The sequence below is a fragment of the Candidatus Stoquefichus sp. SB1 genome, assembly GCF_001244545.1.
Classification (GTDB): Bacteria; Bacillota_I; Bacilli_A; order Erysipelotrichales; family Coprobacillaceae; genus Stoquefichus.
On record NZ_LN852695.1, the window covers coordinates 58,152 to 82,264 of the forward strand.

At 30.9% G+C, this 24,113-nt stretch carries 27 protein-coding genes and 1 riboswitch; of the genes, 7 read left to right on the forward strand and 20 right to left on the reverse strand.

Annotation, left to right across the window (positions count from 1 at the left end; all coding sequences use genetic code 11):
- Positions 1 to 1,026: a tRNA preQ1(34) S-adenosylmethionine ribosyltransferase-isomerase QueA gene (gene queA, locus BN1865_RS08370; RefSeq protein WP_050636813.1), complete on the forward strand. Its 1,026-nt coding sequence runs from the start codon at positions 1 to 3 to the stop codon at positions 1,024 to 1,026.
- Positions 1,026 to 1,655, forward strand: a complete 630-nt coding sequence (locus BN1865_RS08375) for an epoxyqueuosine reductase QueH (protein ID WP_050636814.1) — start codon at positions 1,026 to 1,028, stop codon at positions 1,653 to 1,655. The genes queA and BN1865_RS08375 overlap by 1 nt, the downstream gene beginning before the upstream one ends.
- A 13-nt stretch (positions 1,656 to 1,668) precedes the next feature.
- On the opposite strand, the gene BN1865_RS08380 is transcribed toward BN1865_RS08375, so the two are convergent.
- Together BN1865_RS08380 and BN1865_RS08385 are read right to left on the reverse strand one after the other, a co-directional pair.
- Positions 1,669 to 3,042: a [FeFe] hydrogenase, group A gene (locus BN1865_RS08380; protein ID WP_050636815.1), complete on the reverse strand. Its 1,374-nt coding sequence runs from the start codon at positions 3,040 to 3,042 to the stop codon at positions 1,669 to 1,671.
- 93 nt (positions 3,043 to 3,135) lie between these two features.
- On the reverse strand, positions 3,136 to 3,837 hold the full coding sequence (locus BN1865_RS08385; protein ID WP_050636816.1) for a GTP pyrophosphokinase: 702 nt from the start codon (positions 3,835 to 3,837) through the stop codon (positions 3,136 to 3,138).
- A gap of 224 nt (positions 3,838 to 4,061) precedes the next feature.
- Between BN1865_RS08385 and BN1865_RS08390 the strand changes: the two genes are divergently transcribed.
- The gene (locus BN1865_RS08390; protein WP_050636817.1) at positions 4,062 to 5,993 is read left to right on the forward strand and encodes a putative bifunctional diguanylate cyclase/phosphodiesterase; all 1,932 of its coding nucleotides are present in this window, start codon (positions 4,062 to 4,064) and stop codon (positions 5,991 to 5,993) included.
- A 127-nt stretch (positions 5,994 to 6,120) separates the two neighbouring features.
- Here BN1865_RS08390 and BN1865_RS08395 read toward each other — a convergent pair whose 3' ends face one another.
- Positions 6,121 to 7,293, reverse strand: coding sequence for an aminotransferase class I/II-fold pyridoxal phosphate-dependent enzyme (locus BN1865_RS08395; RefSeq protein ID WP_050636818.1), 1,173 nt, complete (start codon positions 7,291 to 7,293; stop codon positions 6,121 to 6,123).
- Positions 7,293 to 7,784 (reverse strand): Lrp/AsnC family transcriptional regulator, encoded by a 492-nt coding sequence (locus BN1865_RS08400; RefSeq protein WP_050636819.1) that lies wholly within the window; start codon positions 7,782 to 7,784, stop codon positions 7,293 to 7,295. The genes BN1865_RS08395 and BN1865_RS08400 overlap by 1 nt, the downstream gene beginning before the upstream one ends.
- 238 nt (positions 7,785 to 8,022) lie before the next feature.
- Here BN1865_RS08400 and BN1865_RS08405 point away from each other — a divergent pair, with 238 nt between their 5' ends.
- Together BN1865_RS08405 and BN1865_RS08410 are read left to right on the forward strand one after the other, a co-directional pair.
- Positions 8,023 to 9,054: a lactonase family protein gene (locus BN1865_RS08405; protein ID WP_050636820.1), complete on the forward strand. Its 1,032-nt coding sequence runs from the start codon at positions 8,023 to 8,025 to the stop codon at positions 9,052 to 9,054.
- A 99-nt stretch (positions 9,055 to 9,153) separates the two neighbouring features.
- Complete coding sequence (locus tag BN1865_RS08410; RefSeq protein ID WP_050636821.1) at positions 9,154 to 9,648, forward strand: GyrI-like domain-containing protein; 495 nt, start codon at positions 9,154 to 9,156, stop codon at positions 9,646 to 9,648.
- A gap of 25 nt (positions 9,649 to 9,673) precedes the next feature.
- On the opposite strand, the gene BN1865_RS08415 is transcribed toward BN1865_RS08410, so the two are convergent.
- The 13 genes from BN1865_RS08415 to mnmG form a co-directional block, all read right to left on the reverse strand.
- The gene (locus tag BN1865_RS08415) at positions 9,674 to 10,516 is read right to left on the reverse strand and encodes a MerR family transcriptional regulator (protein ID WP_050636822.1); all 843 of its coding nucleotides are present in this window, start codon (positions 10,514 to 10,516) and stop codon (positions 9,674 to 9,676) included.
- Positions 10,517 to 10,530: 14 nt separating this feature from the next.
- The gene (locus BN1865_RS08420; RefSeq protein WP_050636823.1) at positions 10,531 to 11,274 is read right to left on the reverse strand and encodes an ABC transporter permease; all 744 of its coding nucleotides are present in this window, start codon (positions 11,272 to 11,274) and stop codon (positions 10,531 to 10,533) included.
- On the reverse strand, positions 11,271 to 11,993 hold the full coding sequence (locus BN1865_RS08425; protein ID WP_050636824.1) for an ABC transporter ATP-binding protein: 723 nt from the start codon (positions 11,991 to 11,993) through the stop codon (positions 11,271 to 11,273). Before BN1865_RS08425 ends, BN1865_RS08420 begins: the two co-directional genes overlap by 4 nt.
- A gap of 85 nt (positions 11,994 to 12,078) precedes the next feature.
- Positions 12,079 to 12,933 carry an HAD family hydrolase gene (locus BN1865_RS08430; protein ID WP_050636825.1) on the reverse strand — a complete coding sequence of 285 codons (855 nt, stop codon included), beginning with the start codon at positions 12,931 to 12,933 and terminating at the stop codon, positions 12,079 to 12,081.
- Positions 12,934 to 13,082: 149 nt separating this feature from the next.
- Entirely contained in the window at positions 13,083 to 13,862 is a 780-nt protein-coding gene (gene thiD, locus BN1865_RS08435) for a bifunctional hydroxymethylpyrimidine kinase/phosphomethylpyrimidine kinase (RefSeq protein WP_050636826.1), read from the reverse strand.
- Position 13,863: 1 nt separating this feature from the next.
- Entirely contained in the window at positions 13,864 to 14,496 is a 633-nt protein-coding gene (locus BN1865_RS08440) for an HAD family hydrolase (RefSeq protein ID WP_050636827.1), read from the reverse strand.
- Positions 14,493 to 15,128 carry a thiamine phosphate synthase gene (gene thiE, locus BN1865_RS08445; RefSeq protein WP_320410394.1) on the reverse strand — a complete coding sequence of 212 codons (636 nt, stop codon included), beginning with the start codon at positions 15,126 to 15,128 and terminating at the stop codon, positions 14,493 to 14,495. Before thiE ends, BN1865_RS08440 begins: the two co-directional genes overlap by 4 nt.
- Positions 15,115 to 15,939 carry a hydroxyethylthiazole kinase gene (thiM, locus tag BN1865_RS08450; RefSeq protein ID WP_050636828.1) on the reverse strand — a complete coding sequence of 275 codons (825 nt, stop codon included), beginning with the start codon at positions 15,937 to 15,939 and terminating at the stop codon, positions 15,115 to 15,117. Before thiM ends, thiE begins: the two co-directional genes overlap by 14 nt.
- Before the next feature lie 54 nt (positions 15,940 to 15,993).
- A riboswitch (TPP riboswitch) is annotated at positions 15,994 to 16,096 on the reverse strand.
- 1 nt (position 16,097) lies between these two features.
- A complete protein-coding gene (gene noc, locus BN1865_RS08455; protein ID WP_050636829.1) occupies positions 16,098 to 16,871 on the reverse strand; it encodes a nucleoid occlusion protein in 774 nt (257 codons plus the stop codon).
- 102 nt (positions 16,872 to 16,973) lie between these two features.
- Positions 16,974 to 17,582, reverse strand: coding sequence for a LytR/AlgR family response regulator transcription factor (locus BN1865_RS08460; RefSeq protein ID WP_050636830.1), 609 nt, complete (start codon positions 17,580 to 17,582; stop codon positions 16,974 to 16,976).
- Positions 17,572 to 18,210 carry a hypothetical protein gene (locus tag BN1865_RS08465; protein WP_050636831.1) on the reverse strand — a complete coding sequence of 213 codons (639 nt, stop codon included), beginning with the start codon at positions 18,208 to 18,210 and terminating at the stop codon, positions 17,572 to 17,574. The genes BN1865_RS08460 and BN1865_RS08465 overlap by 11 nt, the downstream gene beginning before the upstream one ends.
- A 108-nt stretch (positions 18,211 to 18,318) precedes the next feature.
- Positions 18,319 to 19,023, reverse strand: a complete 705-nt coding sequence (gene rsmG, locus BN1865_RS08470; RefSeq protein ID WP_050636832.1) for a 16S rRNA (guanine(527)-N(7))-methyltransferase RsmG — start codon at positions 19,021 to 19,023, stop codon at positions 18,319 to 18,321.
- 9 nt (positions 19,024 to 19,032) lie between these two features.
- Entirely contained in the window at positions 19,033 to 20,886 is a 1,854-nt protein-coding gene (gene mnmG, locus BN1865_RS08475; RefSeq protein WP_050636833.1) for a tRNA uridine-5-carboxymethylaminomethyl(34) synthesis enzyme MnmG, read from the reverse strand.
- A 95-nt stretch (positions 20,887 to 20,981) separates the two neighbouring features.
- Between mnmG and BN1865_RS08480 the strand changes: the two genes are divergently transcribed.
- The gene (locus BN1865_RS08480; protein ID WP_050636834.1) at positions 20,982 to 21,359 is read left to right on the forward strand and encodes a CoA-binding protein; all 378 of its coding nucleotides are present in this window, start codon (positions 20,982 to 20,984) and stop codon (positions 21,357 to 21,359) included.
- A gap of 10 nt (positions 21,360 to 21,369) precedes the next feature.
- Positions 21,370 to 21,879 (forward strand): GNAT family N-acetyltransferase, encoded by a 510-nt coding sequence (locus BN1865_RS08485; protein WP_050636835.1) that lies wholly within the window; start codon positions 21,370 to 21,372, stop codon positions 21,877 to 21,879.
- A 43-nt stretch (positions 21,880 to 21,922) separates the two neighbouring features.
- Here BN1865_RS08485 and deoC read toward each other — a convergent pair whose 3' ends face one another.
- The 3 genes from deoC to BN1865_RS08500 are packed head-to-tail and all read right to left on the reverse strand — an operon-like array spanning position 21,923 to position 24,035.
- Positions 21,923 to 22,600: a deoxyribose-phosphate aldolase gene (gene deoC, locus BN1865_RS08490; protein WP_050636836.1), complete on the reverse strand. Its 678-nt coding sequence runs from the start codon at positions 22,598 to 22,600 to the stop codon at positions 21,923 to 21,925.
- 60 nt (positions 22,601 to 22,660) lie between these two features.
- Entirely contained in the window at positions 22,661 to 23,281 is a 621-nt protein-coding gene (locus tag BN1865_RS08495) for an HAD family hydrolase (protein ID WP_050636837.1), read from the reverse strand.
- 1 nt (position 23,282) lies between these two features.
- Positions 23,283 to 24,035 (reverse strand): GntR family transcriptional regulator, encoded by a 753-nt coding sequence (locus BN1865_RS08500; protein ID WP_050636838.1) that lies wholly within the window; start codon positions 24,033 to 24,035, stop codon positions 23,283 to 23,285.
- Positions 24,036 to 24,113: the final 78 nt, after the last annotated feature.

The following is a 24,113-nucleotide window of genomic DNA, read 5'->3' on the forward strand; positions in this document are numbered from 1 at the left end:
ATGAAACTAAGTGAATTTGATTATCATTTACCTGAAGAATTAATAGCACAAACTCCCTTAGAAAAGAGAGATACTTCTCGTTTAATGGTATTAGACAGAAAAACAGAAACAATTGAAGATAAACATTTTTATGATATTCTTGATTATTTGCATGAAGGAGATATTCTGGTTAGAAATAATACGAAAGTTATTCCAGCAAGACTTTATGGAACAAAAGAAGAAACAAATGGTCATGTAGAAGTCCTATTACTAAAAGATAAAGGTCAAGATATTTGGGAATGTTTAGTTGGTAATGCAAGAATTGTAAAAATGGACACAATGATTACTTTTGGTGATGGTTCTTTAAAAGCAAAATGTGTCTATATTGGTGAAGAAGGTATCCGTCATTTTCAAATGATTTATGATGGTATTTTCTATGAAATTCTAGATAAGTTAGGAACAATGCCTTTACCTCCTTATATTAAAGAAAAACTTGAGGATCAAGATCGTTATCAGACAGTTTATGCAAAAATAGAAGGAAGTGCTGCTGCTCCAACAGCAGGTTTACATTTTACAGATGAAATCTTAGAAAAAGTGAAAGCAAAAGGTATTCAAATTCTAGATGTCACATTACATGTTGGTCTTGGAACATTTAGACCTGTAAAAGTAGATGATGTTTTAGAACATCATATGCATAGTGAATTCTATATGATTGATGAAGATGTTGCCAAAACATTAAATCAAGCAAAAGAAAATGGTCAACGTATTATTAGTGTTGGAACAACTTCTACACGTACACTTGAAGCCAACTTCAAAAAATATGGAAAATTCAAAGCAACACAAGAAAGCACTGATATTTTTATCTATCCAGGTTATCAGTTTGTTGCGATTGATGCATTAATTACAAATTTTCATTTACCAAAATCAACACTTGTTATGTTGGTAAGTGCCTTTGCGAATAAAGATTATATCTTAAGAGCCTATCATCATGCTGTAGAAGAAAAATATCGTTTCTTCTCATTTGGTGATTGCATGTTTATTCAATAATGAAAATTAACTATGATTTAAAGTTACAAGAAGAACTTGAAAAAATTAAAGGCACAAAACCATCTTTATTATTACATGTATGTTGTGGACCATGTTCTAGCAATGTTATTAAAGAATTATGTGAACATTTTGAAATTACTATTTATTATTCTAATTCCAATATCTATCCACCAGAAGAATATCAAAGAAGATTTCAGGAATTATTACATTTCATTGAAAGATTCAATCAGGATTTTCAACAAAACATTCAAGTCATTGAAGATAAGTATAATCACTCTGAATGGATGAGTCATATGTACCCATTGAAAGAATTACCTGAAGGTAGTTTAAGATGTCGTCTATGTTACAATTTAAGAATGAGAAGAACATTTGATTATGCAAAAATCAATCACTATGATTATTGGACAACTGTTTTAAGTATCTCTCCACATAAGAATAGTCAATGGATTAATGAAATTGGTGATAGTTGGCAAAGTGAAGCACCAAAATTTCTATATGCTGATTTTAAGAAAAATAATGGTTATTTAAAATCTACTCAGATGACCAAAGAATATGAAATGTATCGACAAAACTATTGTGGTTGCATGTTTAGTTATGAAGAAATGTTAAAGAGAGAAAGTCAGAAATAACTTTCTCTCTTTTCTATTTTCCCAAAGTTTTACTTCTATCTGTATATGATGTATGTAACATATCTTCAGCTAAGTCACTCATCGGCGCTTGATAAAAATCTTGATATAATTGTTTGATTTCTGGATTCTCATGACTCTTTCTTAAAGACATAGATTGATCTCGATTGTATAATCCAGCAATGCGTTTTGCACGTAAAATATCTCCCTGGTATTGAGTATCTTTTGGTTGACCTCCACCACCAATGCAACCGCCAGGACAAGTCATGACTTCTATAAAGTGATATTGTTTATTAGATGTTTTCATTTTTTCAATAAATGCACTCGCATTCTTTGTTCCAAAAATCACTGCAATATTAACCGTTATTCCATTAATCTCAACACTTGCTTCCTTGACATCATCTAATCCTCTTACTGGAGTATAACTCAACAAATCAGCAGGAGCACTCTGACCTGTCATAATTTCATAAGCAGTACGCAAAGCAGCTTCCATAACACCACCTGAGTTACCAAAAATAACTCCTGCTCCACTAGCTTCTCCCATTAATGGATCAAATTGAGAATCTTCTAAAGAAGTAAAATCAATATTTTCTTCTTTTGCCCATTTTGCAAGTTCTCTTGTCGTAATGACATAATCCATATCACGCATATTATCAATTCCTAAATATTTACCAGCATCACACATTTCTTCTCTACGAATTTCATATTTTTTAGCGGTACAAGGTGTTACTGCAATATTGACAATTTTTGTTGGATCTAAATTCATTTTTTTAGCAAAATATGTTTTAACAGTTGGTCCTTGCATACCAATTGGACTCTTAGCTGTTGAAAGATGTTCACGCATATCAGGATGATATATTTCTAAATATTTCACCCATGCTGGACAACAACTTGTGAATTGTGGTAAAGGCTTTGTTTGATTTGTTAAGCGACGTATTAATTCTGTACCTTCTTCCAAAATTGTTAAGTCCGCAGAAAAATTTGTATCTAAAACAAATTGACCTCCCAGTTTTCTTAGTAATGCAACCATTTTCCCTTCCACAAAAGAACCATCAGGCATTCCAAATTCTTCACCTAATGCTATTCTGACTGATGGAGAAGTATTAAAAATAATGATTTTATCAGGATTTTTCATTTCTTCTTGAACCAATGGATATTCATAAGTTTCATGAATACTTGATACTGGACATACATTTGCACATTGTCCACAATTGATACAGACAGCTGTATCTTGTGTATCCTCTAAACGATATGTTCCATGAACGCCAATATAATCTTGACAAATTGTTTTACATTGACCACATCGAATGCATTTCTCTTCATCTCTTTGAATTGATGGATTATCACATTCTATTGGTACACGAATATCCATTCCTAAATGTTTACTCATACTCTATCCTCCTATAAATAGTAATCGTTACTATTATTATATCATTGTGACAAATATTGTCAATTTAAAAAGAAATCGTAATGATTATTTTCATTACTGATTCCTTTGTCCGTGATTTAAACGATTATATATATTTTGCATTTTATGATCTAATTCAGATATATCAATTGCACACTGGATTAACTCATCTTTAATATCTTCTGGAACATTATTCTCAGTCTTATATCTTAATCTATGTTCTAAGGAAGCCCAAAAATCCATCGCAATTGTTCTAAGTTGTACTTCTACATGAATAGGTTGTGCTCCTTCTGCTAAAAATATAGGCACCTCTAATACCAGATGTAAACTTCTATAACCATTAGGTTTGGGATTTTGAATATAATCCTTTATCTTGATAAGTCTAATATCATCTTGATCAATTAACAATTGTGCTACCACATAGACATCATCTATATAATTACAAATCACTCGAATTCCAGCAATATCATGAATATGATTCATAATCTCTTTTTCAGTTAATGTAATATCTTTATCAATTGCTTTTTTAATAATACTTTCTGGTTTCTTTAACCTAGATTCAATATGATGAATAGGATTATGATCAAACTTTACTTTAAATTCAGAATCTAATATTTCCAACTTTGTTTGAATCTCTTTAATCCCTGCTTCATAAATTTGTTGCATACGCAATAAGCTATTCACATTACTAAAAACTGGACTTTTAATAACCTGATTCAAAATATCTTTTTTTAAATTTTTGTTATCTAATAATCTTAATTTTTCTTTATTTACCATTTCTAATCACCTTACTACTATTTAATACAATAGACATGAACTCATAGTGAACTTATACTTCACAAATGAAGTATGAAGATATAATATTACTTTTTCATTAATTAACTCTTCTTTTACTAAAAATTAACAAATCATAACGATTAATCCGTCTAATAACTTTGTATTCCCTATATTTAATGTTATAATAAAATCAGTGTAAAATATCATGAATAGGAGGAGATTTTTTGTCTTGGAATATAGTTCCTGAGTGTGTATCTATCATTATTCTTATGATCATATGGATATACTCAAGAAAAGGAAGTGCTTTACCAACTTTAAAGAATCAACTTTTCCAAAGTTGCTTTCTGATTACTTTTTGTGCAATGGCAACAAATATTTTATCTACTGTAATGATTCAATATCTGCATTTATTTCCTATTTGGTTAACTGAACTCATAACAACTCTTTATTTCATTTGTACACCACTTATGGGAATGATTTATTTTCTTTATTCTGCTTCTATTATTTATGATAATGATTACTTATTCAAAGTTATGTTGATGGGAAGCATTCCTGGTATAGGTTATGTTATTTTGGTTTGTTTAAACCCTGTTCTTCATCTTTTATTTCAATTAGATTCAATTAATGGTTATACTCGTGGTTCATTAATTGCTGTTACTTATATTATTTTTTACATATATTGCATAGCAAGTGTCATTATTGTCATGATTAATAAAAAGAAGGTTGATTATCAAATTTATAAAATATTAACAACCTTTCCAATCATTGCTGTTATCGTTATTATTATTCAACAAATTTATCCAACTATTATTTTATCTGGAACTGCAGCAACAATGGCTTTATTAATTATTTATTTACATTTACAAAATAAGCAATTAACAATTGATTCAATTACGAATCTCCCTAATCGTTCTGAATTATTTTCTATGATGGAAATCTTAATTCATAAAAATAATCAAGCTCCTTTTATTCTTATGGTTATTTCTTTAAGAGATTTTAAAAGAATTAATGAGATCTATGGTCAATTAAAAGGAAATGAATTTTTAAAAATAATTTCACAATTTTTATGTACTATCACAAGTCGAAATCACGTATATCGTTTTAATGGTGATGAATTTGCTATTCTCATTCCAGGTGATTCCCAAGAAGAGGTCAAGTCTATTACTCATAAACTGACTGAGAGAATGAATCATTCCTGGCAACTCCATGATTATCGAATTCATATTTCTACAGTTATTGGTATCGCAAGTTATCCTTCTAGTGCTATCACTGCTGAAAAGTTAATTACAGCAGTTGAATATGCTGTCATTCAGGCAAAACATGATCCCCATAAAGACATTTATTATTGCGATTTAGAAATGATGAATTCTATTTCTAGACGTGATGAAATTATTCAAATATTAAAAGATAAGATTGCTGATAAAAGTTTTGAACTCTATTATCAGCCAATTATTAATATGGAAACTGGAAAATTTCAATATGCTGAATCTTTACTCAGAATACCTGATTCACCTCTAGGACCTTTATATCCAGATGAATTTATTCCGATTGCTGAAGAAACAGGATTAATTATTGAAATGACATATCAAATCATTGATAAAGTTTGTCAATTTATTCAATTACTGATTAATGATAATATAGAGATGACATCTATTCATATTAATTTTTCTGCTTCTCAATTTAATGAAGATAATCTTGTTGAAAAAGTAATAAATATTATTGAAAAAAATCAAATTCCTTTTTCCAAAATTAAAATTGAATTTACTGAAACAACTATTGCTAAAAACGTTCAGTTGGTGACTGACTTTACCAATACCTTAGCTCAAAAAGGTATCCGCATGGGTCTTGATGATTTCGGAACAGGTTATTCTAATATTGCATCAGTTCTTGATATACCGTTTGGAACAATTAAATTAGATAAGAGTTTAATATGGTCAGCTATTGAGCATCCTCGTTCTGCTATTATTGTAAAAAACTTAACACGTGCTTTTCAAGATTTAGGATTATCAGTTGTTGCTGAAGGAGTTGAAAATGAAGAACATGTACAATTGATTAAAGATTGTCATATTGATTATGTACAAGGCTTCTATTATGCACGTCCAATGGATAAAGAACAAACAATTAAATTTCTTAAAGAAAAATGCATCTCTAATTAATTGAGGTGCATTTTTTCTAGATTCATTAGACTCTCTTTTGCAAAGAAATGTCATGATTTCTACATCTGTAAGACTCTAAAACGAAACAAAATCATATATATTTTTCAGTTAGAACATTAATATTATTCTAGTGATTTCTCATCTTATCCACAAATTCTTTGATTTTTATAGTTGCAACTTTTAATTCTTCTATACTATAAGCATAAGATACACGAATAAAACCTTCACCCGCTGGTCCAAAAGCAGTACCAGGAACACAGGCTACTTTTTGATCATCTAATAGTTTTTCACAAAACTCATCTGATGTTAACCCTGTTGATTTAATACATGGAAAAACATAAAATGCACCTTGTGGTTTAAATGTTTCTAGTCCCATATCATTAAATGCCTTGACTAAGAAATTTCTTCTTGTTTTATATGAATCACGCATTTTTAAAACTTCATCCTCACAATGTCTCAGACCTTCAATAGCACCATATTGAGCAGGTGATGGAGCTGACATAATAACATATTGATGAATCTTATTCATCGCTTTTGTAAGTACTTCATTGGCTAAAGTATATCCTAAACGCCATCCTGTCATCGCAAATGCTTTTGAAAAACCACTAACAACTATGACTTGATCTTTAATTTCATCAAATGACGCAATTGAACAAAATTCCTCCTCATAACTTAATTCAGCATAAATTTCATCAGATAAAACAATCATTCCTGATTCTTTAATAATGGGAACAATTTTTTGATAATCTTCTTTTGTCATAAAACCACCAGTTGGATTAGATGGATAATTCAACAAAATAGCTTTCGTTTTAGGAGTAATAGCTGCCTTCAACAACTCTGGCGTCAATTTGAACTGATCTTCATGACGTAAATTAATAGGAACGGGAATTCCTCCTGCTAATTCTACTCCAGGGGTATAAGCAACATAGCCAGGATCCAGAACAATCATTTCATCACCAGGATTAAGAATAGCACGAATTGCAATATCAATTCCCTCAGAGCCACCCACTGTCACAATACAGTTCTTATCAGCATGATAAGTGACTCCAAATCTTCTTTGATAATATTGACAAATTTCTTCTCTTAATTCTAGAAGTCCTTGATTTGCTGTATAGAAAGTACGCCCTTTTTCAATAGAATAGATCGCAGCTTCTCTAATTGCCCAAGGTGTTGTAAAATCAGGTTCACCAACCCCTAAAGAAATAACTCCTTCCATTTGTGAAGCTAAATCAAAAAACTTACGAATTCCACTTGGCTTAATGACTTTCACTCTGTCACTTAAAACATCTTCATAATTCATTATGGAGTCACCACCAATCTATCATTTTGACCATCTTCATCCTCAATCAAAACAACACCATTATTCTTATATTGCTTTAACACAAAATAAGTCGATGTCCCAGTTACACCATCAAGACAAGCTAACTTACTAGCCACAAAATGAGCAACCTCCTGCATTGTCTTCCCTTTTACAATAGCAACAAACTCAAAACTACCACTCAATAAATACATTGTATCAATTTCATCAAATTTATAAATATGACTAGCAATACGATCATATCCATATTCTCTTTCAGGACTTGCATTAATTTGTATTAATGCAGTAACGATTTCTGTATTTGTTAAATCCCAATTGACAATTGTATGATACCCACAGATAACTTTTTGTTTTTCTAACTCTGTTAATCTTTCAATTACATTATCTTTCGTTTCATCTAAGGCGGCCGCTAGGTCAGTAATCTTCATCCTCGCATTTTTTTGTAACAAACTTAATAATAATCTATCTTCCATAACGCTTCCTCCTTTAATATAGTATTTATTGTATTACATTTTCTTCCATTAGGAAAGCATTTCTTTTCATTAACAACAAGAAATCTATCATTTAATTTCCTAAAAACTAAAATTAAGACAATAAAATTTATCTTTATTCATAAATTTACATTCACTTTATAATTTACAAGAAAAGTATTTCTCTATTAGTAAATATCATATGATTGTGATAAAATAGATTTATGAAAGGGGTTATATTATGAAAGTATTCTACGTTTCAAGTTATGGAAAAAACAACGATAAGGGAATTTATATAATGAAATTTGATGAAGAAACATTAGAAATGAAAAGAGTTCAACAAATTTTAACAAAAGACTTCCCTTCTTATATGATTACCAAAAATCATGTCCTTTATGTTGCTTATAAAAATGCAAGTTCTCACAATGATGGTGGAGGCATTGGAAGTTTTACAATTCACTCTGATGAATTAATTCTTAATAATAATTATAGTTCAAGTGGACGTTCTTATACTCATTTATGCGTTGATGAAAAGGATCGTTATATTTTTGCAGCAAATTACCATGTTGGTGCGACTGCTTCATATCAATTAGAAAATGGTATTATTACTCAAAAAATATGTGCTGTACATCATAAGGGACTTGGTCCTGATCTATTAAAAAGACAAACTGGACCCCATGCTCATTGTGTTGGTATAACTCCTGATCAGCAATTCGTTTATTCGGTTGACTTAGGAGCTGATAAAGTTGTTATGTATCGTTACAATCAGGGTGTGCTATTAGAAGATACTGACTTTACTTTAAACATTGTTCCTGGTTCAGGTCCACGACATATGCTTTTTTCTCCAGATGGACGTTTTGCATATTTAGTTAATGAAATTGCTAATAATATTATGGTTTTTAAATATATTGAAGGACGCTTTAATTTAATTCAGGCTATTCATTGTTTACCTAGACATTTTAAAGGATTTTCTAGTGCGTCTGCCATTCGAATGACATCTTCTGGAGAACATTTGTTTGTTTCCAATCGTGGTCATGATAGTATTGCAATGTATCGTGTGAATAAAGAGACTGGTAAGATTTCTTTACTTTATATGGTTCATACAGGCAAAGGGCCTCGTGATTTTAATATTATTGATGATAAGTATTTAATTGTTGGTTGTCAGGAACTGAATTGTTTACAAGTTTTAACTTTTGATGAAGAGGCTGAGAAATTACTGATGAGTGATTCTTCTATTGAACTTCCTGCCCCAGTTTGTATTGCTTTTGAATAGTTCTCCATTTGGAGAACTTTTTCTATCCTCAAAGAACAGAAATAAAGAGGAATCTTTTTCTTTTCTTCATTATAATTGAAGTATGGAGGTTATAAGAGAATGGAAGAAATGAGAATCGAAAAGAAAGAGAGTTTTCAAATTATTGGTTTTCCTATTCATACAACAAATCGTAAAAAACAGGCTTCAAAAGCTATTTTAGAACATTGGAAACAATTTCATGAAGCGAACTTCATTGACCAATTGATTCCGCTTATGGATCAAAAAGATGATGGAATATTAGGTGTTAATGTTTATAATGTTGATAAAGATGATGCTAAAAAATTGGATTATTATATCGCTGTGGCTAGTTCTAAGACAGCAAATGATTTAGTTACTTATCAAGTGCCTGAATGTTTATGGGCAATTTTCCCTTGTACTACTGATACAATTGGAAAAACAGAAGTGATGGCAATTTCTAAATGGTTACCTAAATCACAATATAAACCTTTAAACTCAGGCTATATCACTGGGAAAATGAAATCTCAGGCACCTGATATTGAATATTATGGTCAAGATCATTATGCTGAAGTTTGGATTGCTGTAAGAAAAAAATAAAAAACGTACAATGTACGTTTTTTTATTATAGTTTTCTAACAGGAAATTGAATTTCCGTTAACCATTCATCCTCACTATCCTTATTCCAAATACCATCTATATAAGATTCTCTTTGATAACCAATAATTTCATATCCACTTTCCTCAATAAATTGAACTATCGCTTCATATGCTTTTGGTAATGTATAATAAGGTCCTTTATGTAAAACACATGCAGCTAGTTCAACTGCTGGAAGAACCTTGAACTGAACAAGTTTAGTATCTTCAGGCTTTTGAGTGATAGCTTCACAAATCTCAGCATGAATATCTGATTCACGATATTCCTCATCATAATAAATTGTAAAACAGTATTCAGGAATTGCACATTCACAACCAGCTTTTTCCATTTCACTTCCCATTGCTGGCATACATTCAAAAAGATCCTCATAACTATCCATATGCACCTGCATAGAAGCGACAATTACTTCTGGTATAGATTTCATAACAACACGATAGTCACTATTCATACAATTGCCTGCAAGGTATCCTTCCACACATGCAATTTGTTTTTGAATATGTACCATCTCTTGTAATAATTCACATTTCTTTTTTATTAACAAATCTTTTTCTGAAATACCTTCACTTGCTTTTTTAATTTCTTCCAATGAAAAGCCTAATTCACGCATTGCTAAAATTCTATGTAATTGTGGTAATTGAGCTGAAGTATAATAACGATAACCATTAATCTCATCTACATACTCTGGTTTTAATAAACCAATATCGTCATAATGTCTTAATGCTTTAATAGTGACTCTATTCATTTGTGCAAACATACCTATTTTATATAACTTCTGAGGTAACTTCTCTACATAACAATTTTCTCTACTCATCCTTGATTCCTCCATTATTCCCATTTAAATGATACAACAGATATAACACATCCGACAATAGTGATGATAACTAAAATACCAATTGAAAACATCATATGCTCACTTGAAACACCCATTGATATATCTTTTAATAATTGAATACCATGTGTAAGTGGTAAAATAGTAGCTACATTTTGTAAAAATGTAGGAAATATTTCAAACGGAATGGTTGCTCCTGATAAAAACAACATTGGAAAATAAACAAAAGTTGTTACAACATTAGCAATCTTCACTGTTTTACATAAACTTGCAATAACCATACCCAAACTAAACATTGAAAATAAGACAAGAAAATATGCTCCAATAAATGCCCATATATTTCCTTGCATGTGATAATCAAAAACAAAGATAGCAATCAATGATACAAGCATTGACGATAACAAAGCTGTTATTAGAGCAATTATCACTTGTACCAATAACATAAGCATAGGACTCACTGGTGTAACAAAGAAATGCTTTAAAATCTTCTTATCTCGATAATCTGCAAAAGTCAGTGGTAATCCCATGAATGCTGTTGCACAAATACCAACAGTCAATAATGAAGCAAAAGCACTATCCATAAATGTATATGAACTTTGACTGTTAACTGCTTGATTACCTGCAATCATTCCAATCAAACACAAAACACCAACTGGCATACCTACTCCAAATATCAATCCATCTGGACATCTTAATGATAATTTCCCTTCAACTTTTAACATTGTTAGCATTCTCTTCATACCAGTTTCTCCTCTCCCATATACCATAAATAAGCTTCTTCTAAATGATCGTAAGGACTTTTTTCAATGATTTCCTGAACTGTGCCCTCAACCCTTTTTTGCCCATCTTTAATCAGTAACACACGATCACAAAGATTTTCTGCTTCTTCCATATAATGTGTTGTTAATAATATAGTCATTCCCTGTTTTTTCAACAGTTTTAAAATCTGCCAAACTTCTCGACGGGCTGCAACATCAAGTCCCGTTGTTAATTCATCTAAAAAGATCACTTCCGGACTTGGAATTAAAGCAACGACAACTGACAGTCTTTGCCTTTCCCCTCCTGATAATTTATCAACTGGCTGATGAATATACTGTTCTAACTGAAATTGCTTTAACAGATAATGATAATCTGCTGGATGGCTATACATTGCCGCTCTTTCTTCACATACTTCACCAACTCTTATATTATTTTGATAATGTGATTGCTGTAATTGTACCCCTACTTTTTCAAATACTGTTTTTCGATGTTTAGCAGCATCCTTCCCCAATAACTTCGCAAAACCACTATCAGGAGTATTTAATCCTAATATACATTCTATGGTTGTAGACTTTCCAGCACCATTATGACCCAAAAGACCATAAACCTCTCCTTTTTTGACTTCAAAAGTCAAACAATCAACAACTTTTCTTCCATCATAAATCTTTGTTAATTCGTGAACTTCAATACATTTACTCATCATCTCTCTCCTTTCAAACCTAGGATATATCCTCCTGTTAGGGGAGAGTCAAGAATCAAAAAGGACAAAATAAATTTGTCCTCATCTATAACTCTAAAAAGTTATCAATTAACCCAAAATGTACAAATGCTTTATAAATACCATCCTTATCTACATCATCAGTTACATAATCTGCCATGGCTTTAATCTCATCTCCACCGCTATTAACTGCTACTCCTACATGACAATATTCAAGCATTGGTATATCAATTTTAGCATCACCAAATGCAAAAGTATCTTCTATATTTGCATTTAAATATTTTAACAATTCATCAATCGCATGTGCTTTTGTTATATCTTTAACACCTAAATCTCCAAATAATGCTGTTTCTCCAGCACCACCCCAAGTTCCAGGCTTCAAATCAGGAAATTCTTTTATTGAATCCAAATGATCCTGATAACTTTCCAATATAAAACTTACCTTATTCACATCATCACGATACAACTCACCATCAAAAATCATTTCTGGGAAAGCATCTCTCACACGCTTTTGACTTGCTCCTTCAGTTCCTTTACGTTTACAATATTCCTGAACCACTGGTTCTCCTCTTGTTTCAAAATTTTCACTTGCAAATAATCCATTATTACTCTCTAAATAAAATTCTAAATGACGAGATTTTAACCAATCAACAATATGTCGACACTGTTCTTTTGTGATTAATTGATGCATAACAACAGTATCTCCATCTTCTACATAACTCCCATTTCCACCAATCATTCCATCTAAACCAATATCCCATAAATAATCATAGACTTCAGCCTTACTTCTCCCTGTACAAATATAAACTCTATGACCTCTTTTTCTTGCTTCTTTAATAGCTAAATCAGCAGATTTAGGTAAAACATTCTCATAATCCAGCAAAGTTCCATCAACATCAATAAATATAATTTTCTTATCCATTTTTGTTCTCCTTTTCAATCATTTAATTAAATTTATTATAACGAATATTTTTAATAAATTCCTAATATTCATATTTAAAAAAATAAATTTTCATTGATTTCAATGATTTGAATGAAAAAAAGAAATAATTTATCATATGATTGAAATGATTAAAGATTCCAACAATGATTTAATGGTCCACTGCCATGTCCTAAATCAAGTCCATCTTTTAAAGCACCTGTAATATATGCTTTGGCTTTTTGAACACTTGTAACCATATCATCACCCATTGCTAAATTGGCTGCAATAGCACTAGATAAAGTACAACCCGTCCCATGTGTATTAGGATTATTGATATGTTCACTCTTTAACCAGATAACATCATCACCATGATATAATAAATCATCTGATCTATCTTCAAAATGTCCTCCTTTAATTAAAATATCACCATGATACCACTGGCGTATTTCTTTAGCTGCTAAAATCATATCTTCTTGACAAGTTATTGTATGATCTACTAACACTTCAGCCTCAGGAATATTAGGTGTAATGATATCTGCCATCAAAATGAGTTCCTCTTTTAATGCTGTTAAAGCCTGATCGGCTAATAATCTTGAGCCACTTGTTGAAAGCATCACAGGATCAACAACAATATTTTTTGCCTGATACTTTTTGAGTTGTTCAACAATTTGATGAATCAATTGTGTTTCTGACACCATACCTATTTTAATAGCATCAGGATAAATATCTTCAAAAACACATTGAAACTGTTCTTTTAAAAATTCAGGTGTCACATTCATAATATCTTTTACACCCAATGTATTTTGTGCAACCAAAGCTGTGATAATACTCATGCCATACACCTTATGTGCCATAAATGTTTTTAAATCAGCTTGTGCCCCTGCTCCACCTGTAGGATCAGTGCCAGCAATTGTTAATACTGTTTTCATCTTATACCTCCATATTTTGAAAAGATTGATATGTTTGATCGGCTGTTAAAACAATTTGATTCCAATCCGAATCATTCGCTTTATCATAAATTGCTTTAACATAAAAACCTGCTTTTTTTGCTGTCACAATAGCATGTAATGCATCTTCTACAACAATACATTTATCAATGGATAAATTTAATGTTTGGGCAGCATATTGATAACTTCTTTGATCTTGTTTGGTATATTGTATATCTTCACAAGAAATAACACTTTGAAAATAATGTCTCATATGAAATTGTTTTAATACATTTTCTGTTATGTCACGATGGTTAGCAGTTAATATACACATTGAAATATTTTGTTGTAAACATTTTTCTAAAAAAGCAATAACTCCTTCTTTAAGCGTCACTGATTGATATTCTTTTTCTAATTGCGTCATAAATCCCTTTTGAATATCAATCAATGATTCAGATAAATGATATGTTTCTTTTAAATATATAGCAGCTTCATGTAATGAAAGTGGTTTTAGAGATTGCAATAAATCTTTTTGTGGTTGAATATGAAGATGTTCTAAATAATGAATAGAGAGAACATCCCATATATGCATCGAATCAAGTAAAGTCCCATCTAAATCAAAAATATATCCTTTCATAATAACAATACCTGTTCTTTTAATTCAATTGCTGATTGTTGAATATGCTCTTGTGCTAAAATAGCACTCACAACAGCTACTCCTGCAACGCCTGTATCCTTTAAAGCCATAATATTTTCATGATGAATTCCACCAATCGCAACCACTGGTATAGAAACAGCATCACAAATATCCCTTAATGTTTGTTTATCAACTACAATGGCATCATCTTTTGTTTGCGTTGAAAAAACAGCACCCACTCCTAAATAATCAGCTCCTGCCTGATAAGCACTTACAGCCTGTTCAACAGAATGAACAGAAACTCCTAAAATCTTATTTGGTCCAATTCTTTTTCTTACATCCTTAGCTTGCATATCATGTTGCCCAACATGAATCCCATCTCCATTAACTGCTAACATGACTTCAACATTATCATTAATGATGAAAGGAACATGATATTTTTCACAAAGCTTCTTCACTTCTTTTGCTTCCTCAATAAAACTTTGATTATCCATATGTTTTTCTCTTAACTGAACACATGTAACACCACCTTTTAATGCTTCTTCAATATCTTCATAAAAAGAGTGATGTACCCATCTTTGATCAGTCACAAGATATAAACACATTGCTTGTTGTATACTATCTTCTTTCAACTTTAAGTCCCTCCTCTAAACGATGAAAATCCATCAAATAAAGATAATCCATTAAATAAACTCTCAAACTCCCTATTCCTAATTGTTCCTGTTGAATCCTTTGAAAAGCCAATTCACCACTATATCCCATAATTGCTGTAGCACAAGCAACAGCTAATAAAACTGACTCTGTATTTGCTGATACATAAACACCAGTTATTGCACTTAACATACATCCTGTTCCTGTAATCAATGACATTTGTGGACAACCATTTTGAATCAGATAAGCTTCTTTTTCATTCGCAATCACATCTATAGCCCCACTGATAGAAATCACTGCTCCTGTTTTTTGACTCAATCTTTTAGCAAAAGCAATCACATCATCTCTATTATTTTCATCAATCGCATCTTCCTCGCTTGCATCAACACCTCTTGTCGTTGATGTATTTAACGCAATTGCTTTTATCTCTGAAATATTTCCTCTAATGACAGTCATCTTAACTTCATCTAAGAGTTGCTGTATACACTCATTACGTAAAGAACTAGCACCAGCCCCAACAGGATCCAATATAACTGGATGTCCTAATGCATTCGCCTTCTTTCCAGCTTTTATCATTGACGCTATTGTTCTTTGATTTAAAGTTCCAATATTTAAAACCAATCCCTGACAAATACTTGTAATCTCTTCAACCTCTTTCTCATCATCAGCCATAATTGGACTTCCCTTAACAGCTAATACTGCATTGGCGCAATCATTCATTGTCACTGCATTTGTTATACAATGAATTAATGGCTTTTTCTCACACACATTTTGCATAATTTTTTCAAACATCTTATCATCTCTCCTTTTAATATAAAAAGGAATATGCCCGTGACATATTCCCTTACTTTGTAAAGTATAAATCCCTCCGTTGGCATTACCCAAATCAGGTGCGGTCGAAGTTCACAACTTCCTCTCAGCCTATTTATAAGCTCCCGTACTATCATATTCTATTTTTTCATCTTAATTATATAAATCATTTCATCATCTGTTTCTTGACTTTCTACAACTGTTTCTACTCCTGCCTGTTGAACCATCTGTACAGCTTGTTCAATTGTATTCATTGCTATTTTTAAATTTTGAGAAATACTCTTTGTTTTTGGCTTTGTCTGTGGAACTTTTGGTTCTATCTTACTCTTAATTTTTTGTTCCGTCTGTTCAACATTTAAACCTTTATCCATGATTTCTCTTAACATATTATTTTGTTTAGCAGTTGTATCTAACTTTAAGAGTGCACGTGCATGTCGCTCTGTAATATCTCTTCTTCTGACAGCTTCCTGAACTGTCATAGGCAATTGTAATAATCTTAATTTATTAGCAATTGTTGATTGTTTTTTACCAACTTTTTGAGCCAATTGTTCTTGTGTTAAATTTTGTGTATCAATCAACTGTTGATAAGCCAAGGCTTCTTCAATTGGTGATAAGTTTTCTCTTTGAATATTTTCAACAATCGCCGCAGTTGCTGTTTGTTGTTCATCTAATGTTTGTACAATACAAGGAACTTCATCCAATTTTGCAAGTTTACACGCACGATATCTTCTTTCTCCAACAACAATTTGATATTTACCATTATATGGTCTTACAACAATTGGTTGTAATAATCCATTTTGTTGTATAGATACTGATAATTCTTGAATCTTTTCATTTTCAAAATGTGTTCTCGGCTGATTTTCATTAGCAACAATTTGATTAATATCAATAAATTTATACATTGGTTCTTTCACATTCTTCACTCCTTATAATCCGTTTCATATTATAACATTTTTCGTAGCGAAACAAAAGATATCTTATGCTAAAAGGAACGTGAAATTTTATCACGTTCGTTATTAAAATTTATATTTTCTACCAATTGGCAGTCTTTCTCCATTATTTAATATCAGTTCCTGCCCTTGCTGAGAGTGAACATAAGTTTGATTCACAATAATACTTTTATGAATACGTTTAAAATTTATTGGAAGTTTTTTTAGCATATCACTTATTTTCTCTCTTATTCGATATTCACTATTTAAGGTATGAATAACGAGATAATGACCATATGATTCAATATAAGTGATTTGACTACTTTCTAATTGAATATGTGTATAACCTATTTTTAATGTTAATATACTTTCTAGATTTTGATAAATTTTTGTAATCACATGAATGATATTTTCAATATCATTATCAAACTGATCTTTACGGATAAAACCTAGAGGGCTATAATCTAGTGCTAAAAATATCAATTCAGCATTATTTAAAATATAGATAACGGTATGACTAGGATAAACATGTGATTGTAAATCCCAAATAGAATTAACTTCTTTAAATACAATGAATGGTTCTTTCAGGTTTTCATATGATACATATTGGATATGAGCAATAAAACGATTAAGATGAGTTTGGATATGTTGAAAAAGATAGTTATCTTTAGTATCTATATAAACATTAAGTTTCATTGTCTTTCCTCACTTTCTCAATATATTCAGCAAATCTCATAGTTGTATCTTGTAAAGCATCTTTAATATGGTAAGGATCGTCTATATGAATACCTAATTGTTCGATATATTCAAGTCCTCTTAAACAATTTTGTTTTTCAAAATAAAGATTATCTGGCATGATGCGTATCAATGTTCCATCTTTTAAAGTTATATTAAAGATAATGGAATGTCCTTTTTGCGCCCAGCCCATATAAACATCACTATATAATAATGTAAAATGGTCAATATCATTTATCTTGATTTGTAAATCCGGTATCTGAGGCTGATTGAATATTAAGCGAAATGATTGTAAATATCTATCTTTGAGATGAGTCGTAGCATAATAAGAAAGATGTGTTTTATCAATCTCTATATATTGTTTACTCCCATATGTTGATAGACCAACAATAGTTGCAATCATATATATCAAAACAAGTGCAATCTTCATTCCTCCTAAGGCATAAGGAGTTGTTTGAAAAAATGAGTTTCCTTTAAACAAACTAATCAAAAAATAATACACTCCTACATATCCAATTAAACCGCTTATCAAGTCAAGCAAAATCAGTTTACGACTTGTTAACTTACCAATAATGACTTTATCTTTCATTTCTTTCTCCTCCTGACATATTCATTATATCAATAGTTATATCTTTTATCATGTTTTAGGCATAAACAACCTTTTTTCAGGCACAAAAAAAGACGAATAGTTATCGTCTTATAATGGTTTCTTTTTAATTTGTCCAAATGCTCTAGGATATTTAGCAGGCGTTGTCTTAATTTTTTGAATATAAATATTACAACGATGATCATTTTCATCTGTTAATGTAAAATCAACTTCATTCATGACTTTTCCACCTAATTTCTCAATTCCCTGTTTTGCTTCACTCAATTCCTCTTTTGCTTTTAATCCTTTTAAAGTGATAAAATAACCACTAGGTTTTACCAAAGGTAAACACAATTCATCAAGAATATTCAATCTTGCAACGGCTCTTGCTGTTACTATATCAAAAGATTCACGATGATCTTTAGCATATTCTTCTGCTCTTGCACTTATGGCTTCAACCTGATCTAACTGTAAAACTTCTACTAAATGTTTTAAGAAAGTTATACGTTTTGTTAGTGAATCAACAATTGTGATTTTTAAATCAGGATAAATGATTTTTAATGGAATAGATGGAAATCCTGCCCCTGCACCAATATCACATAAAGATTGATGATTAAAACCATAATCAAAAGAAATTGTTAATGAATCATAGAAATGTTTAAGATAAACATCTTCTTTTTGAGTAATAGCTGTTAGATTCATTTTGTTATTCCATTCTATTAATGTTTCATAATATTGATGAAATTGTTGTAATTGTTTATTTGTAAGTGTGATTCCTTGTTTTAATAAGGCTTCAATAAATTGTTCTTGGTTCATATATACCTCTTAATAATATTGTTTTAAATAAATAAGCAATACAGATATGTCAGCAGGATTAATACCTGAAATTCTTGATGCTTGAGCAATTGTCATTGGTCTAATTTCAGATAATTTTTGTTTTGCTTCTAAAGATAAATTCAAGACTTGATGATAATCAATATCTAATGGAATTTGTTTTTCTTCCATTTTCTTTTGTTTTTCTACTTGTCTTAATGCTTTATCAATATAACCCTTATACTTAATGAGAATTGTTACTCTTTTTTCTTCTTCTAATGAAAGATGAGCATCTTCAATAAAAGGTTTTATCTTCTGATAATCCATTTCTGGTCTTTGAAGTAATGATTTTGCACTCATACCTTCATTTAAACGTGATGACCCCAATTGCTCTAAGACATCATTAATTTCATGTTTAGGAGTGAAACGGATACTTTCTAATCTTTCAATTTCATTATGAATACGTTGCATTTTATTTAAATATGTTTGATAAACTTCTTCACTAACAAGATGTGCCTGATAACCATATTTTCTTAAACGTTCATCAGCATTATCATGTCTTAACAATAAACGATATTCAGCCCTAGATGTCAACATACGATAAGGCTCTTTTGTTCCCTTTGTCACTAGGTCATCAATCATAACACCAATATAGGCTTCATCTCTTCTTAAAATCAATGGTGCTTTACCACTTAGTTTTTGAGATGCATTGATACCCGCTATTAAACCTTGTGCAGCAGCTTCTTCATAACCACTTGTTCCATTAATCTGCCCCGCTGTAAATAAATTTTTAATCACTTTTGTTTCTAAACTAGGCCATAATTGTAATGGATCAATTGCATCATATTCAATAGCATAAGCATATTTTAAAATTTGACAGTTTTCTAATCCTGGAATTGTTCGAATCATTTGTTCTTGAATATCATGAGGCATAGATGTTGAAAAGCCTTGAACATAAATCGTATTCATTTCTTTTGACTCAGGTTCTAAGAAAATCTGATGTTGTGATTTATCTGAGAATTTAACAATTTTATCTTCAATTGAAGGACAATAACGTGGACCGATTCCTTTAACAATTCCTGAATACATACTACATTTTGATAAATTATCTCTAATGATTTGATGTGTTGTTTCATTTGTATATGTTAAATAACAAGGTGTTTGTTCTTCTATTGAAATGAAGTTTGTTGTTTCATAACTAAAAGCTAAAGGTTCATCTGTTCCTGGTTGACATTGAGTTTTTGAATAATCAACACTGTTGATTTCTACACGAGGAGGTGTTCCTGTTTTTAATCTTTGAATTCTAAATCCTAAATCTTTTAATCTATCAGACAAAAATAATGATTGTCTCTCCTGATCAGGCCCACTTGGTGTTTTCTGATCACCAACTAAAATCTCAGCCTTTAAATAAGTTCCTGTCGTTAAGATAACCGTCATTCCTAGATATGTTTCACCAGTATCTAAAATCACACCTTTAACAGTATCGTCTTCTATAATTAAATCTTCAACCATACCTTCAACAATATCAAGATTATCCTGTTGCTTTAAGATATTTTGCATATAACGAGGATAAGCTTTTTTATCAGCTTGAGCACGCAAAGATTGAACGCCTGGACCTTTTGCAGTATTTAACATTTTCATTTGTAGATAAGTTGCATCGGCTGTTTTTCCCATCTGTCCACCCAATGCATCAATCTCTCTGACAATAATTCCTTTAGCCGGACCACCAATCGATGTATTACATGGTAAAGATCCTACATTATCAAAATGAGACGTTATTAACAATGTTTTATTTCCTATTCTCGCAGGGGCTAAAGCCGCTTCAATTCCTGCATGTCCTCCACCAACAACAATCACATCATACATATCTTTCACACTCCTTGACTAGCATTCATATTAGCACAAATTGATAATATTATCAATTTTAATTCATATATGTTATAATAAGTTGAGGTGAGATTATGAATCCAAAAGAGATCTTAAATAAATACTACAATTTTGCAGTTATTGGTGTTTCACAAAATAAAGATAAATTTGGTTATAAAATTTATCATAGATTACGTGAAAGAGGTTATAATGTATATGGTATTTCACCGATTTATGATTGTGTTGATGATATCCATTTATATTCTAGCCTAGAAGAAGTTGAACAGCCAATTGATGTGGTTGTCTTTGTTGTAAACAAGAAGTTTGCATATGATTATATTGATGAAATGATTGGTTTAGGTATTCATTATGCTTGGATGCAGCCGAATACTTATGATGATGAACTTTTGGAATATATGAAAAATGTTGGCATTACACCTATTTTAGCATGTGTTTTAGTAGAAACAGCATAGAGTGGAACAAATGAAAATAAGAACAGTTCATAAAACAGATTATCCTCATATATATCAATTTGTAAAAACAGCTTTTTCAACAGCTGAAGTAAAAGATGGTACAGAACAAGACTTTGTCTTACAACTGAGAGCAGGTGATACATTTATTCCTGAATTAGAATTTATCGCAGAAGATGAAACAGGAATCATTGGTCATATTATGATGACTCAACAAGTTATAGAAACGTCTGATCAACCTTTTATTGGTGTTTTAGTTGCTCCACTGAGTGTGGAAATCAATCATCGTAATCAAGGTGTTGGTCAAGCATTAATGAAACATGCTTTTCAAAAAGCCATTGACTTAGGATATATGGCTGCATTTCTTGTTGGAAATCCTGCATATTATCAGAGATTTGGTTATCGACAAACTGATGAATTTGGTATAGTCAATCATTCTGAGATTCCTGATCAATTTGTATTAGCCTGTGAACTTATTCCTGATGCTTTAAAAAATATCAGTGGAAAACTTAATATACATTAAAAAACAACACTAACAACTTTACGAGTTGTCTTGTGTTGCTTTTTTATTTATTTTCTTCTGCCTTAAATTCTTCTAAAATCTTTAAAGAACTGCTTGTTCCAATACGTGTTGCACCTGCTTCAATCATCGCTTTGCAAGTGTTCCAATCACGAATTCCTCCAGCTGCTTTGACCTGAACCTCATCACCAACAGTTTCTTTCATCAAACGTACATCTTCTACTAATGCTCCAGAAGGTCCAAAACCAGTGCTTGTTTTAATAAAATCAGGTTTTACTTTTTTAGCAATCAATGCTAATTCTTTGATTTCATCCTTCTCTAAATAACAGTTTTCAAAAATCACTTTACATAAAACATCATGTTGATGACAAATTGCTACAATACTTGACATCTCTTCTTCAAGATAGTCCCAATCATGCATTTTGACTTTACCAACATTAATGACATAATCAATTTCATCAGCCCCATCTTCAATAGCCTGTTTTGTTTCAGCTATTTTAACAGCCAATGCTGTTTGACCTAATGGAAATGAAATAGCTGCTCCAACATGGACATTTTCTCCTGCCAGTAATTCTTTACATAATTTAACTGGTTCACTATTAATTGCAACCATAGCTGCCCCAATTTCTTTTGCTTCTTGACATAATTTTTCAAAGTCCTGATGTGTTGCATAAGCCTTTAAAAAAGTATGATCAAACATATGCGCTAATTCTTCACTCGTCATCCATTTTTCCTCCAATCATATAGATCTATTAATAACATTATATTTGATATAATCATTATTTCAACAATAATCCAATATTTCTAAATGATTATTGATAATCATATCACTATTGCTTTGATTTATTTCTTTTTGAGCATATGCTATGACTTTTGTATGAGCACTTTTAGCAGCTTGAATTCCATAATAGCTATCTTCTACAACAAATAATGGCAGATATCCTTGCATCTGAATAATTTTCAAATAAATTTCTGGGTCTGGTTTTCTTATATGAACATCTTCTGATCCCAAATAGAATTTAACATATTCTTTTAATTGTGTTGTTTCTAAAACATTTTGAATAATTTGTCTAGGGGAAGAAGAAGCAATGATAATTTCTATTCCCTTTTGATATAATTTTTCAAAGCATTCTTTAACATCTGGATATAAGATTTGTTTATAATCAGGTTCCCCATATTGATTAATATATGTATGATATTGATCAATAAAATCTTTTTTTGTTAAATGGATCTTATTACAATTATGAAGATAAAAACCTTCCGTACTTAGACCAGTACTTGCATTTAATCTTTGTTTAGATATTTGGATATGGTTTTCTTGTAAAAACTTATTTAAAATATTTTGATACCAAGTTTCACTATCAATCAACACTCCATCCATATCAAAAATAATATAGGCTTTCATTTTAGTTACGCTTAAATGTTGCTGAAAAATCTACAAATGAGACATCAAGGACTGATATTGAAAATTCAATAGGTTTTCCATCTTCTAAATATCCAATATCCTCAATAAGCATAATTGGATTCTTCCCATCTAAAGATAATGCTTTTTTTACATCCTTATCAGGTAAGCCAGGTTTTAGTTTTTCTCTAATAATCGAAATTTTATAACCATGACTTTCTAAGTATTGATAGAAATGCTGAGAAGCGACTTTTGCATCATCAACAAAATTATCAATAAGTTTTTTATCAAAATATGAACGAGAAAACGAAGCCGGTTTATTATCAGCATATCGAATTCTATCCATAAACCAAACCTCCTGCCCAACTTCCATTTCTAAATAAGCTGCGACATCATGAGAGGCTGCGACTACTCCTGCATCAAGGAATTCAGTTTTACAAATGAATCCATTTCTATTAATAACTCGATCAATTTTATAAATACTCGTATTAAAAGCATCAGATTTTTCATCAATCTTTGATTGTGGTGATACAAATGTTCCTATCCCTTTTTTACGATAGAGATAACCTTCATTCACCAATTCATTTAGGGCTTGTCTGACTGTTGTTCGACTGACATCATATGTCTTAATCAGTTCAAATTCTGTTGGAATGGCTGTATCTTGTGGATAAATACCTTCATCTATTGAATTCATAATGATTTGTTTAAGTTGATAGTATAAAGGTAATGGTAAATTTTTATCTATACGGTATTGCATATATTCATCTCCTCAAGTGATTTTTTCATTATGATTATACCATTTTTTGGTAATTTTTATAATGTTATAGCAATTATT